Below are 13,977 nucleotides of genomic sequence, written 5' to 3' on the forward strand. Positions count from 1 at the left end.
ACTTCTCTTAAGCAACAGCTACTAGTTGGACAACCTTGTCGATGACTGCATTTGCAGTGATGCCTTCTGCCTGTGCGTCATAGCTGAGCAGAATGCGATGACGCAAAACATCATGCGCGATGGCTTGTACGTCATCAGGCCGAACGTAATCGTGTCCCTTAAGCCACGCATATGCACGGGAGCATTTGTCCAACCCAATGGTTCCACGCGGACTCGCGCCTATTTGAATCCACTTACGCAGATCTTTGTCGTAATGTTCGGGCGTTCGTGTGGCCTGAATCAGGTTCACAATATAGTTCTCCACCGCATCGGCCATATGGATCGCATGAATCTCTTTGCGTGCGTCGAAGATTGTCTGCTGAGAAACTTTCTGTAGTGTTGCCGCGCTCCCCTGTGTGCTGCCGTCCGTCTGCTTTTCGTCACGCACCAAACGCATAATGTCGCGTTCGGACGCTTCGGCAGGGTAGTCCACATAAACGTGCATCAGAAAACGATCAAGCTGCGCCTCCGGCAACGGATAAGTGCCTTCCTGCTCAATGGGATTCTGTGTCGCCATCACAAGAAACAACGGGGGGAGTGGGTGCGTTATTCCTGCTACCGTCACTTGCCGTTCTTCCATCGCTTCCAGCAACGCAGCCTGCACTTTAGCCGGTGCTCGATTGATTTCGTCGGCCAACACAAGATTGTTAAAGACAGGGCCGGGTTGAAAACGGAATTCACCTTTACCTGCAGTTGTGTAATAGACCTCCGAGCCTGTGATGTCTGAAGGCAATAGATCGGGTGTGAACTGGATACGCGAGAGGCCAGCATCAAGGAATGTGGATAGCTTCTTGATGGCGCGTGTTTTAGCCAGACCGGGAAGCCCTTCCACCAGAAGGTTCCCGTTTGCCAGCAGCCCAATCAAAAGCCGTTCAATCATGGCTTCCTGGCCAAGTACGGTCCGGCCTATGTCGTTGGTAAGACCAACAATGCTGTCATGAGGAGACAAAATACTCTCCAATCCCGAGTAGTTCTCGGCAGTGCAGTTGCTTTTGGTGAGGCCGGGGCCTCTTTCAAAACCTCCAGTGAGGAGGGGGCTTTATGGTTCCTCATTGTGCGTGGGGCTGAAAGTGGTAACCACTGTTCGAACTGACAGTGTGGCCGCTGTCGAACTCTCTCCTATGATTGCCGCACAAGCGCTCGGGACGCTGCTATAGGTTCGCGCGTGCCGAGGAATTGTTGAAAAAGAGACGTGCATTGCAGAAGGTAGCCTGCAAACAAGAAGCCGCACATAGTCTGTAGTCCTCTTAAAATGCTTCTCTCACGGAGAGTCGATGCCGGCAGCAACAATGATTGCGACTCAGAAAAAAGCTACGGATGCAACAATCGCGTCTCTGCCGAAGCGCATCACGCTTATCGTCGCACTTGCCCTCTCTGGCATCTCCGCCCTCATTTTTCAGGTTCTTTGGGCGCGTCAACTCTCGTTGGTGGTCGGCGTTGAAGTGTATGCGATCACCCTCGCAATCTCCGCATTCTTCGCAGGAATCGCAGGTGGAAGCGCCCTCTTCGGACGCATAGCCGATCGCGCAGCATCTCCTCTTCGTCTCTACGCAATCCTTGAAGCCGGCATTGCTGTAACTGCGGTAGCCGTCACTCTGTTGCTGCCTGCAATGGCAGTTGTGTATGCCAGGCTGCAGGATCACATCGGGTTGTTTGCTCTGGCCTTGCCTTTTGTAGTTGTGAGCATTCCAGCATTGCTCATGGGAGGAACGCTCCCTGTTGCTGTTCGTGCTCTGCAACCGCAATCTCTGCGCATTGCGGTGGAAGGTGGTTTCCTCTATACCGCAAATACGATGGGCGGCATCATCGGTGTTTTGATTTGCAGTTTCGCCCTTATCCCTTGGCTTGGTCTTCGCGGTACTGCACTTGTCGCAGCACTCCTCAATCTCGTCGCATGTGCTGTAGCGTGGCGACAACGAACGGAGAGCGAGCACAAGGCAGAGAAAGCAACCGCAGTAGAGAAGCGCCACTCTTCCTCTGCTATTCCGGCTCATCTCCCGCTCATCTTGTATGCACTTGCTGGAGCGGTTGCGCTTGGGTACGAAGTTGTCTGGTCGCAGGCCATCGGGCAGTTCGCAAGTACGCGCGCATTTTCCTTCTCGATTGTGCTTGCGGTGTATCTTTCTGGCCTCGCATTGGGAGCATGGTTTAGCTCTCGGTTCGTGAAACGTGGATTGGATTCGTGGGGTACGTTCGGCCTACTCATCAGCGGTGCGGGGATGATCTCCATGCTGGAGTTTTCTATGATGGGTCGCTGGACTGTACTCGCACAGCTACGGGTTGGTAGTGCCGTTTTGAACGCTACGGGAAGCGATGCCTTGCGCATGTACGCAAGCTTCGCAGCAGCAGGCATCGGTCTGGTATTTCTTCCTACTCTCCTATTAGGAGCCGCATTTCCCCTAGCACTACGACTCATCGCTGGGAAGTCTGGCGCAGGCAGTGTTGTTGGAAACGCATTAAGTGCTAACACTACAGCAGGAATCTTCGGCACAATGATCACGGGTTTCGTGATGATCCCAACGCTTGGTGTCGTACGAACGCTGGCACTGCTTACCATCATCGCTGCAGCGATCGGTGTAGTCGCAATACTTTTCGCCACACATCGCTGGATGAAGTGGATCGTGTGTCTTACTGCTGTGTTGACGATGGTCGCAGCCGCGATGACACCTGCGAACCGCCTTGCAGATTTGCTTTTGTCCACGCGCGGCGGAGGTGCATTGGTTTTCTATGAGGAGGGACGCGGCGCAACGGTTGCAGTGGCTCAGCAACGTTCCAGGGACAACGTATTCCGTCGCCTGTTCGTGCAGGGCGTATCGAACTCCGGCGATGCCATGCCGTCCATGCGCTACATGCGTTTGCAGACAATGATCCCATTGTTGATACACAACGGTGAGCCGAAGTCTGTCATGGTGGTTGGATTTGGTACAGGCATTACGGCTGGCGAAACACTGCGCTATCCGGGTCTGACAACCCGCGTGTGCGCCGAGCTGTTGCCTTCCATCGTGCGCGCCGGAAAGATGTTTCCGGAAAACTATAACGCGTGGAACGATGACAGACTAAACATCCGGGTCCGTGACGGACGTCAGGAATTGATGCGTAGCAATCAATCCTACGATGTGATTACGCTGGAGCCACCACCACCCTCTGCGCAGGGAGTTGCTAACCTCTACTCATTTGAGTTTTATGAGTTGGCGAAGAAGCGCCTGAATCAGAATGGAATCCTGGCACAGTGGCTTCCCATTGCCACGCAGAACGAGCAGCAGACGCGAGAGTTGGTGCGTAGCTTCCTGGATGCATTTCCTTATGCAACACTTTGGACTACCGAGTTGCATGAGATGTTGCTGGTAGGTTCTCCACAACCCATTCGCATTGATGTCCACAAGCTGCAGGAGCGCTTCGCGCCGGAAAGCGTTGTGGCAAGTATGAAGGGAGTCGGCATCGATTCTCCTGCTGCGGTGCTCGCAACATGGGTCACAGATCGTTCCGGCCTGGAGCATTTTGCGGGCAATGCACGCGCTGTGACAGATGATCATCCGCGCATCGAGTACGGGCCGTGGGTGCGTCAAAATGAAATCGCGCGTGTATTGCCCAAACTGCTTGACCTTAGAACAGACGTCCCTGCAATCGGTTCGGATAACGAATTAACAGCGGAGATCAAACAAAGACGTTCTGCGCTCTTTGACTTCTACACCGCAGGGCTTGCGGCGTATGCTGGCGATCGGAATACGTGGGAGCAGACGATTCGCCGTGTCACAAGCGTCGACCCCGAAAACGCCTACTATCAATGGATCATAGGGAGAGAGTAGTTCGGTACGTCTTTTCATATTTGATCTGGCTCCTCTACCTGTTAGTTGTGACAGTACGGTGTCTCTGTGCAATCTGCGATACCTGAAGCACGAATGACTTTGCACGCATCCGCAAAGTCCATGGAATAAGGGTTCCCATGAAAACTTCGAAACGATCTGCGTCCAAAAGAAAAAACAAAAGGACTGCGGCTCCGTACATACTTGCTGGAGTGTTGTTGATTGCTGCTGTCGCAGTTGCAATTGTGATTCGTAAGCCGGTCAACACCACCGTCGCAGTGAATGCAGCTTCGGCAGATGGACAAAGCACTCCAGCCTCTCAAGATACGAAGGCTGATACAGAGAAACACGATGCCATGCAGCATGATGGCCAGAGCAATAAGAACGAGCCAGCCTTCCAACCGACTGTGCTGAATACAGCAAAGCCACCCAGTGCAACTCCCGAGGGCATGTCATGGATCCCCGGTGGGGAGTTTTCCATGGGAGCGCAAGCCCCGGCAGGCACTAACGATGTCGGCATGAAAGCAACCTATGATTCCCGGCCCATCCATCGGGTCTATGTCGATGGTTTCTACATGGACAAGACGGATGTCACAAACGCGGAATTTGCCAGATTCGTTAAAGCAACAGGGTACGTCACAGTTGCGGAACGTAAGCCGCGAGCAGAGGACTATCCAGGAGCACCGCCAGAAAATCTGGTTGCAGGTTCCGTTGTCTTCACTCCGCCGGATCATCCTGTGTCGCTTGATAACTACTTTCAGTGGTGGCGTTATGTTCCTGGTGCAGACTGGAAGCATCCGCAGGGACCAAGTTCAAACATTGCTGGCAAAGACGATTATCCCGTGGTGCAGATCGCCTACGAAGACGCGCAAGCTTACGCAAAGTGGGCAGGGAAACGTCTTCCCACGGAGGCCGAGTGGGAGTTCGCGGCTCGTGGTGGCCTTACAGGTAAACCCTATGTATGGGGAGATGAATTCCGTCCGCATCAGCACTGGATGGCCAACACTCACGAAGGACATTTTCCCGATACAAACACTGGCGAAGATGGTTACGTAGGAACCTCCCCGGTGAAGCACTTCGCCCCGAATAACTATGGTCTATACGACATGGCGGGTAATGTATGGCAGTGGACATCGGATTGGTATCGTCCCGATTACTACAAGCAGTTAAGCGCGCAAGGCGGGATCACTCGCAATCCACAGGGGCCTGATTCATCATGGGATCCTTCCGAACCAGGACATAAGAAGAAGGTCCACCGCGGCGGATCGTATCTTTGCACAGACCAATACTGCTCACGCTACATGCTCGGCACACGCGGCAAAGGTGATGTAGATACCGGTACGAACCACCTTGGATTTCGTTGTGTGAAAGCTGTTGGGCCGAATGCATCCATGATGGCTGCGAAAGAACCTCAAAAACAAGTGCCCCCAAAATCCTAAGCCTAGTGAGGCGAGCATCATGTTGATTCGGGTTTCGACGATTGTGCTGGCATGCAGCCTAATTCTTTCAGGATGTCAGAATTCGCCTGACGTAAAAACCGCAAGCGTGGACCCCTTGCCGTCATGGAACGACGGTCCTGCAAAGAAGGCCATCATCGATTTCGTAGGCCAGGTCACTGCCAAGGGACCGAACTTCGTTCCGGTGGAAGACAGAATCGCCACCTTTGATAACGACGGAACTCTATGGGTAGAGCAACCGATCTATACCGAGGCGATCTTCACCGAAGCGCGCATTCAGCAGATGGCAGCGGACCATCCAGATTGGAAGAAGAAGCAGCCCTTCGCAGCGGTGTTGAACCACGACGCGAAAGCACTCGCCGCAAGCGGAGAGAAGGGAACTGCGGAGCTTCTGGCGGTTACCCATACCGGTATGACGGATGAGCAGTTTGATGGGATTGTGACAAGTTGGATGCTGAATGCAAAACACCCTCGTTTCCAGCGACCATTTACTCAATGTATCTATCAGCCCATGGTTGAGCTTCTGCGTTATCTGCAGGCGAACGGTTTTACCAATTACATCGTGTCCGGCGGTGAACAGGAATTCATGCGCCCCTGGACAGAGAAGACCTATGGCATTCCGCGCGAACATGTCATTGGAACGCAGATGAAGACGGAATTTGTAAACAATGGAGAGTCTGCTGTCCTGATGCGTCTGCCGCAGCTTGATTCGATGAATGATGGTCCAGGCAAGCCAGTCAATATCGGTCGATTCATAGGCAAACGCCCCATTGCTGCTTTCGGAAATTCCGATGGCGATCAGCAGATGCTGGAGTACGCTACCGCTGGCAATGGTGTGCGGTTCGGTGCATTAGTCCACCATACCGATGCGGCAAGAGAATACGCCTACGACAGAACGTCGAAAGTTGGAACTCTCGATAAAGCATTGGACGAGGCGGGTGAGAAACATTGGACGGTTATCGATATGAAATCCGATTGGAAGACAATTTTCCCCGGACAATAACACAACGAATTTCGCGCGATCTGGGTAAGTAGATTGCCGATCTACTTACCCATTATGTTTTCAACGAACGGTAACGGTGTAAGATTCGCCCGCGGTGGGACGGAAGCGATAAGCGAATCCTGCCTTGGTAACCGTTACCTCCTTCCCTGAACGATCCTTCACCACAATGTTGCGCGCTCCCCTCAACACGGCTGCAACAGTGATACGGATCGGACGCTGATCATTTGGCAACGATAGGGTGGCAGCACCTTTGGGAGCGATGGGGTAGATGCAGGCAAAAACATCCTTGTCCTGCTTTTCCAGCGTGATTCCCGTTCCCCCAACGAACAAAGGAATTTTCTCTACTGGCAGTGCAAAGGCACGCAGTATCTGATTGCCTTGGTAGATGGTTCCCGTTTCAAAATCCATCCATTCGCCAGCCGGAAGGTAAATGTCCCGTGTTGTTGCGGTAGCGTAATCATTACCGTATAGCGGTGCTGCCAGCAACGCTTCGCCAATTAACCACTCATAACGTCGATCGGTTGCGTTTTCATGTCCATAGACAGCGATGTCGTTTGGGTAGGCGATGGGTAGTGGTGTCATCGTCCACGGATATCCATCCGTCGCAAAGCGACGGCCATATTGGAAGAGATATGGCGAAATACGGTCATGCAGTTGTGCTGCTTTGCGCATTACGTTGGCAACCTCGGGACGGAAGCTCCAAGGCGGTTCTCCCATTCCCATGCTGCTGTGCAGCGCAGCCCACATGGCATTGCGCATCATGTAGGTTTCCATCTGCGGCGTGCGTTGCGTATTAAAGTGGCTCTCGCCAAATGTTCCGCCAACAATATCTGGATACACCAGAGGGAAGCCTGCATAGGCTAGCGCTAGCGCATTGACCGGGCCGCGATCCTGATCCTGGTTGTAGTTGAAGTCGTTAATACGGTGCAGATCGCCATTTGAAGAGAGATAACCATTGCGCTCAATGATGAGTTGGTTCTGTGCCATTAGGCGATCGTTGGTTGGATCTACCTTGTCATCGCGCAGAGGATATTTCCCGTAACCATAGAAGTCTTCCTTCCATCCGCTCACGCCGTAGTCCTGCCACTTCTTAACCAATCCCATGTACCAATCCAGAGCGGCAGGATTATGCGCATCCAGAAGGTAGTACGGCATCTTGGGCCAGCCTCCTGTAAAGGACTCTGCCTTTCCATTAGCATCTTTCAAAAAATAGCCATGCTTAACGCCTTCTTCCGAATAAGGTCCTGTCGTGATGAAGGTGATGCGAAGGCCAAGCATCGAGACAAGACCCTCTTCTTTGAAGTGCTGAAACATGCCGCGCGGATCAGGATACTTTTCCTTGTCCCAGTAACCGAACGATGTGGTTTCATGCATCGATTCCGGTTGTGCAGGCCAGAAGCCGGAACCCACCACAATCCAGCGAAGAGGGAATCCATCCTTCAAATAATGGTCGATGCTATCTGTATCGGTCTTCTGATTGGTATCCCAGCCAAGCGCGCCAAACGCTTCCCATCCCACACCAAACGCGGCATACTTCGGTGTCATCACTCGGTATCCCGCGGCATTCCGGGCAGCCAGATAAGCTGCATAAATTGCATGAGGATCGCCGAAGAAATAATGCATGCGGACATCGCCATGGGAGTGTTCCACGCCCTGCACAATCTCGTCCTCGCTAGTGTGAACAACCTTCCGGTAGGGATCGATTAGAAGTGTCGCGAAGCCTTGTTTGGGATAAATGATGAAGTTGCTAACAAGCCTTGTAAGCCCCTGACCAGACAGGAAGAGATCGTCTTTAAATCCTGTCACGTCGGTGTTGAATTGTTTGTTCTCAAGCGTGGAGAACTGCTTTTGTTCCACAGCATGATCTGCCAATCCATAAGCGGGCGATGCGCCAGCCGTGACGAATCGGACTTCCACCCCGTCATGTGTCGGATGGAGCGTCAGCGCAACGTGGTGGGGCTCAATCCGGATGGAGAGAGTCGCTGCTTCACCCGCAGTCGTCTTGCCATGCAAGGTGCAGGGCGATACTGTGCAAGTGCCCGCCAGCGTTAACGGACTTCCGTTGATCAAAATGCCAGCGGTAGGAGAAGCAGCGATTGTTTTGCTGCCATTGCCCTCCATGGAAAAGCGCCCCCCGGAGCGTTCCGCGTGAAACACAATGCCGGAGGCGGAAATCTGAATACTGTTCTGGGCAACGGCGCTGAAAGGAAGCAGGGCGGCGACAGCCATGACAACTGTCGAAGAACGAAAGCAAAGCAAGGTCCATCCTCCAGCAGGCGGGGCGAAACCTCATTCAAATCCGCCTGGTTCTTTACAGGTTTAACGTTTAACATGTACTCTCTTCGACGTCAGCTTGACAAGTTCTTTTTCCTTCTTGAACAGACTGGATCACGACCGTATGCATGAACTGAAAGACACAATCGGCGCCACTGGGGCCAGTACAAAGGCCGGGCCGAGGACATTGCGCCAACGGAACATGGACGCTGATTTTGTTGTGGTCGGCGGCGGACTTTCAGGTGTCTGCGCTGCTATTACCGCAGCACGGCAGGGCGTAAGCACCATTTTGGTACAAGATCGCCCGGTGCTTGGAGGAAACGCATCCAGCGAGGTTCGGTTGTGGGTATTGGGAGCGACTTCCCACATGGGCAACAACAATCGTTGGGCTCGAGAAGGCGGCGTGATCGACGAGTTGCTGGTGGAAAACATGTGGCGAAATCCTGAAGGGAACGCCGTTGTGTTCGACTCCATTCTGCTGGAATGGACGTTGCGGGAATCCAACATCACGCTGCTGCTGAACACCGCAGTTGATAGCGCCGAGACGGCAACCGAAGATGGTCGCATTACAAGTGTGAGTGCATTCTGCAGTCAAAACCAGATTCGCTACAACATGGCTGCGCCGCTCTTTTGCGACGCATCCGGTGACGGCATCCTTGGATTTCTTGCAGGTGCGGCATTCCGTGTGGGGGCGGAATCGCGCGCGGAGTTTGGTGAATTGCTGGCACCCGAAGCAGAGGATCACTCACTGTTGGGGCATTCGCTCTACTTCTACACGCGCGATACCGGCAAGCCTGTGAAGTATGTGGCGCCCTCATTTGCATTGCAGGACATCACAGCAATTCCGCGTTTCCGTGAGCTACGTGTGACGGATTCTGGATGCCGTCTGTGGTGGCTGGAGTATGGCGGTGCTCGTGACACTGTGTATGAAACGGAAGAGATCAAGTACGAGCTGTGGAAGGTCGCTTACGGCGTCTGGAATTACATCAAGAATTCCGGCGAGTTCCCTGAAGCAGAAACGTTGACGCTGGAATGGATGGGAACCATTCCAGGTAAGCGTGAAAGCCGGCGCTTCGAAGGCGACTATATGCTGACGCAGCAGGACGTAATCGAACAACGCCACCACGATGATGCCGTTAGCTTCGGCGGATGGGCCGTCGACCTGCACCCCCCCGATGGTGTTTATAGCCAACAACCGGGCTGCACACAGTGGCACAGCAAGGGTGTCTACACGATTCCGTATCGCACCATGTACAGCCGCAACGTGCCTAACCTGTTTCTTACAGGCCGCATCCTTTCCGCTTCACATATAGCGTTCGGTTCCACGCGTGTGATGGCTACGTGCGCTCACAATTCACAGGTAGTGGGCATGGCAGCAGTGTTCTGCAAGCATGAAAAGGTACTGCCGCGTGATCTCACAAAACCAGAGCGCATGACCCGTCTGCAGCAGGCTCTGCTTGCACACGGCCAACACATTCCCGGTGCGCATCTACACGATGAGCAGGACAAAGCTCAGAGCGCGAACATCACGGCTAGTTCAACACTGAAACTCGCTGAGTTAATACCCTCTGGTGAATGGGAGGCATTGTCGCAGCCTATGGCCCTGCTGGTGCCATTGGCTGCAGGCACTGTGCCGCGGTTTACATTGCCTGTGCGGGCAAAGGTTGCTACTGAACTCCGCTGTGAGTTGTGGATTGGCAGCCGCGAAGGAAATACGACTCCCGATGTGAAACTGGACGCGGTGGCTGTCGCATTAAAAGAAGGCGAGCAGGATACAGTGATTGCATTTTCCGCAGCCATGCCCTCGTCCACTCATGCGTTTGTCATGCTGCACACTAATGAGGATGTATCTGTTGCATTGAGCACAGAACAGATAACAGGAATTTTGACGCTTGCTCAGAAGATGAATAAAGCCGTTGCGAAGAGCACGGTGCAGTCGCCGCCGGAAGGCTCTGGTGTGGATACCTTTGCATTCTGGCTTCCGACACGCAGGCCCCAAGCGCGCAATCTGGCTATGCGATTTGAACCAGCACTTGATCTCTTCGCGGCAGAGAATGTACGCAACGGAATTGCACGCCCATGGAGCGGCGTGAATGCATGGCTACCGGAAAAGAATGATGCGCAGCCTATGTTGAAACTAACGTGGGATGAACCTCAAACCATTCGCCAGGTCGTGCTTGGTTTTGATACGGATTTTGATCATCCTATGGAGTCCGTCCTGATGGGACATCCGGAGCGTGTGATGCCGGCATGTGTCACCGCATTTGAACTCCGCGCGGACGATAGCGTTCTGGCTCACGTAGAAGAGAACCACCAGACGCGTTACACATTGGCTCTTGCAGAGCCAGTTACAACCGGAGAACTCACCATAACGATTGTGGGTCATGGTGATGCGATACCGGCGATCTTTGAAGTACGTTGCTACTGATCGAAAATAGGAGAGCGCTGTGGAGAAGCAGAACAGCCGGATGAGCGCGCGGCAGTGGCAGTTGGTGATATGGCTTTTTCTGATTGCCCTGGTGAACTACTTTGATCGTCAAAGTCTTTCCGTAGTGGCGCCGCGCATGCAGGCGCTTCTGCATCTGGATGACCAGGGCTATGCGCACATCGTTAGCCTCTTTCTTTTTGCTTCTGCCATTGCCTATGGCATCTCAGGATTCATCTCTGACCAACTTGGCACGCGTCGTTCCATGGCGGTCTTTGTGGGTTGGTGGTCTCTCGCAGAAGCTGCAACTGCCTTTGTGAGTACCGCGTGGCTTCTTGGTCTTGCTCGTTTCTGCCTGGGGCTTGGAGAACCGGGGCTGTGGGTTGCTGCCCCGAAGGCAGTAGGAGAAACCTTCGACGAGAAGCGACGTCCACTGGTGATCTCCATTTACACAATGGGCGCAACTGTGGGGGCGATTGTTGCGCTTCCCATCATCACAGCGGTCACAACGCATCTTCCATGGCGCTCTATTTTTCTTCTGGACGGTGTTGCAGGTTTACTTCTCGTCCCTGTGTGGTTCTGGATCTACCGCGGCAACGACGGTGCCACATTGCAGCAACCCGCGAAGGCCGGTGCCATGGCGGTGTTGCGACGTTCTGCAACATGGAAGTTATTGATCGCACGCAGTATTACTGATCCTGTCTGGTACTTCCTGCTGTTCTGGTTTCCGAAGTATCTACTCAGCGCTCGCCATCTGCCTTTGGGATCTGTCGCGAAGGTGGGATGGATTGTCTATGCAGGAGGTGGCCTTGGCACGCTGATGGGAGGCTTGATTTCCGGGCGAATGATTCGTTCTGGAATACGCCCGGGCATCGCCTATCGGCGCATCATGCTTGTCGCAGCTTGCATTGTTCCTTTGAGCCCTTTGGCAGCATTCGTTCCCGGAACACTTTCATCCATCTTGATTGCTGCGTTGATTGCATTCGCGCATATGGGATGGCTTGCAACGCTTACAGCGGTGCTGGTGGATCTGTATTCTCAGCAACAGTTAGGTAAGGCGGCAGGTCTGATCGCAATGGGCAGCGGTTTTGGTGGAATGCTTTCCAGTGAGGCTGTTGGTTATCTGGTGATGCATGGAGGTTACACGCCGGTATTTTGCTTGATGGCTGTGTTGCATCCCATTGCCATTACGCTGCTGTGGCCGGTGTATACCAGCAGGGAAGAAGGTCACATGCCACAGCAGCTTGAAGTGGCTACGGAAGTTCCGTCTTAAATAACTGCTGCACCACGGGGTAACTGTCCCGCTTCTGGCGAAGGAAGTCCACCACACCCCAACTGCGAATGCCGCTGTCCGGCGTGCCACTAATGAACGAGCGATAATCCGCCCACGTCCACAACGAGCCGCCAATCATCCACGGTCTCGCCTTCATCGCATTCACTGCATCTGTAATGTCTGCTGTGCGTTTGGGATCGTGTAGCCCGGGCTCTCCCATCTTCCCGAATTCCGTCACAAAGATTGGCTTATCTGGATAGAGGGTATGGACGTGATCGAATGCCTTCGCATAGTTGCCATAGGTGTTGATAGAGACGAAATCGCTGTACTGACTTGCATCATCTGCGCCTGTCTTCACTGCAGGATCGCCGGTGTAGCGGTCCGCAAATGTAATGAGACGAGTCGGATCAAGTTTCAGCGAGAACGCACGCATGTCTCGTGTCCAGTCTTTGCCTTCCTGTGTGTAGGATTCGTATTCGTTGCCCACACTCCACGCAATGACCGATGGATGATTCCATTCCTGCTCAATCATCTCCTGCTGTTGCTTTTGAAAACGCTGGCGAATATCAGGGTCAGCCATCTGCCACGCGCTCATGTTCCAGTTACCAGCTTCAGGAATGATCAACATGCCGTGCTTGTCTGCATAATCCAGCAACGCGGGCGGTTGAGGATAGTGCGCAATGCGCATCATGCGCATGTTCAGCGCAAGCATGTCACTCATGTCACGTTCAATCGTGGCGTCAGATTCAATCAAGCCGTCGATTGGATCTTCGCCGACACGATTCGCACCGTACAGATGGACCGTCTTGCCGTTAAGCTGCAGCTCCGTCCCAACGACTCGGATATCGCGTACGCCAACCTTCGCATCCAGCGCATCGCCGGCTGTCTGTAGATGCGCATCGTAGAGGAAAGGATCGGCGACACTCCAAAGGTGCGCGTGAGATAGCTTGCCTGTCCAGGTAAGTTCCTCATCGCCATTGGCGGCGATCCGTCTATGAGGGAACGACACAGGCAGTCCAGCGACCGTTCCCGTGATGTCGGCTGTGCGGTCGGCATTGCTGCCGTTGTGGGCCCATGCGTGCACAGTGATGGTCGCGTCGCCGGTCTTTAGGTCAGGCTTGGCATCCACCTTCATGTTGCGCAGATAGACCGCATCCGTCACCAGCAGGCTCACTGGCCGCACAATGCCGCCATAGGGGAGCCATCCCACGATCGTGATGCGTCCATTGTTATTGACAGAGGAAGGATTCCCCGTAGCCAATGCAGGAATGGAACTCACCGTGGGAATATTGTTCGTTTCAACCAGAATGCGATTCTTCCCGGGCTTCAGCAGCGAGGTCACGTCATATTCAAAGGCGGTGTATCCGCCTTCGTGCGTACCCAGACGCTTACCGTTCACCCACACCGTAGCTACGTCATACACTGCGTCAAAATGAAGACGGACCACCTGACCTGGCTTGAGCGATGGCGCATCGAAATCGCGCTGATAGAGTGCCGAACCAATGTAATGACGCCACCGTTCCGTACCGGTCCAGCAATGTGGAACTTCCACGGGAACCGGATTATCCAATGTTGTTTTGAAGGTCCAGCCGCTACCGTCCAATGAGATGCGCTCCGCGGCGAAGGCTGTGCTGGCAAGCGTCATCAGGGCAAGAGCAGCAGCGGTGGTGCGAAGGTAGTTCATCTTTTGTTTCTCCTGTGTT

The 13,977-nt window shown here is 53.7% G+C and carries 8 protein-coding genes; 5 read left to right on the plus strand and 3 right to left on the minus strand.

The window, feature by feature from the left end; translation table 11 throughout:
- Positions 1-7 precede the first annotated feature (7 nt).
- Entirely contained in the window at positions 8-988 is a 981-nt protein-coding gene (locus JAO32_RS00750; RefSeq protein WP_334236633.1) for an AAA family ATPase, read from the minus strand.
- A 325-nt stretch (positions 989-1,313) separates the two neighbouring features.
- Between JAO32_RS00750 and JAO32_RS00755 the strand changes: the two genes are divergently transcribed.
- From JAO32_RS00755 to JAO32_RS00765, 3 genes are all read left to right on the plus strand, one after another.
- A complete protein-coding gene (locus JAO32_RS00755) occupies positions 1,314-3,845 on the plus strand; it encodes a fused MFS/spermidine synthase (RefSeq protein ID WP_334236634.1) in 2,532 nt (843 codons plus the stop codon).
- Positions 3,846-4,054: 209 nt separating this feature from the next.
- Positions 4,055-5,281: a formylglycine-generating enzyme family protein gene (locus tag JAO32_RS00760; RefSeq protein ID WP_443082564.1), complete on the plus strand. Its 1,227-nt coding sequence runs from the start codon at positions 4,055-4,057 to the stop codon at positions 5,279-5,281.
- A 19-nt stretch (positions 5,282-5,300) separates the two neighbouring features.
- On the plus strand, positions 5,301-6,302 hold the full coding sequence (locus JAO32_RS00765) for an HAD family hydrolase (protein WP_334236636.1): 1,002 nt from the start codon (positions 5,301-5,303) through the stop codon (positions 6,300-6,302).
- A 60-nt stretch (positions 6,303-6,362) separates the two neighbouring features.
- Here the strand turns inward: JAO32_RS00765 and JAO32_RS00770 are convergent, their stop codons facing one another.
- Positions 6,363-8,531, minus strand: a complete 2,169-nt coding sequence (locus JAO32_RS00770) for a TIM-barrel domain-containing protein (RefSeq protein WP_334236637.1) — start codon at positions 8,529-8,531, stop codon at positions 6,363-6,365.
- A gap of 247 nt (positions 8,532-8,778) precedes the next feature.
- Between JAO32_RS00770 and JAO32_RS00775 the strand changes: the two genes are divergently transcribed.
- Positions 8,779-11,004: an FAD-dependent oxidoreductase gene (locus JAO32_RS00775; protein WP_334236638.1), complete on the plus strand. Its 2,226-nt coding sequence runs from the start codon at positions 8,779-8,781 to the stop codon at positions 11,002-11,004.
- Between the two features lie 19 nt (positions 11,005-11,023).
- Entirely contained in the window at positions 11,024-12,274 is a 1,251-nt protein-coding gene (locus JAO32_RS00780) for an MFS transporter (RefSeq protein WP_334236639.1), read from the plus strand.
- Here the strand turns inward: JAO32_RS00780 and JAO32_RS00785 are convergent.
- Complete coding sequence (locus JAO32_RS00785; RefSeq protein WP_334236640.1) at positions 12,255-13,958, minus strand: glycoside hydrolase family 2 protein; 1,704 nt, start codon at positions 13,956-13,958, stop codon at positions 12,255-12,257. The genes JAO32_RS00780 and JAO32_RS00785 overlap by 20 nt on opposite strands.
- Between the last annotated feature and the right edge of the window lie 19 nt (positions 13,959-13,977).

The sequence above is a fragment of the Terriglobus sp. ADX1 genome, from assembly GCF_036877645.1.
Classification (GTDB): Bacteria; Acidobacteriota; Terriglobia; order Terriglobales; family Acidobacteriaceae; genus Terriglobus.

Coding starts and splice junctions, on each gene's coding strand:
- JAO32_RS00785 (WP_334236640.1), bottom strand. CDS start 13,958: ATGAACTACCTTCGCACCACCGCTGCTGCTCTTGCCCTGATGACGCTT.
- JAO32_RS00775 (WP_334236638.1), top strand. CDS start 8,779: ATGGACGCTGATTTTGTTGTGGTCGGCGGCGGACTTTCAGGTGTCTGC.
- JAO32_RS00765 (WP_334236636.1), top strand. CDS start 5,301: ATGTTGATTCGGGTTTCGACGATTGTGCTGGCATGCAGCCTAATTCTT.
- JAO32_RS00770 (WP_334236637.1), bottom strand. CDS start 8,531: ATGGCTGTCGCCGCCCTGCTTCCTTTCAGCGCCGTTGCCCAGAACAGT.
- JAO32_RS00755 (WP_334236634.1), top strand. CDS start 1,314: ATGCCGGCAGCAACAATGATTGCGACTCAGAAAAAAGCTACGGATGCA.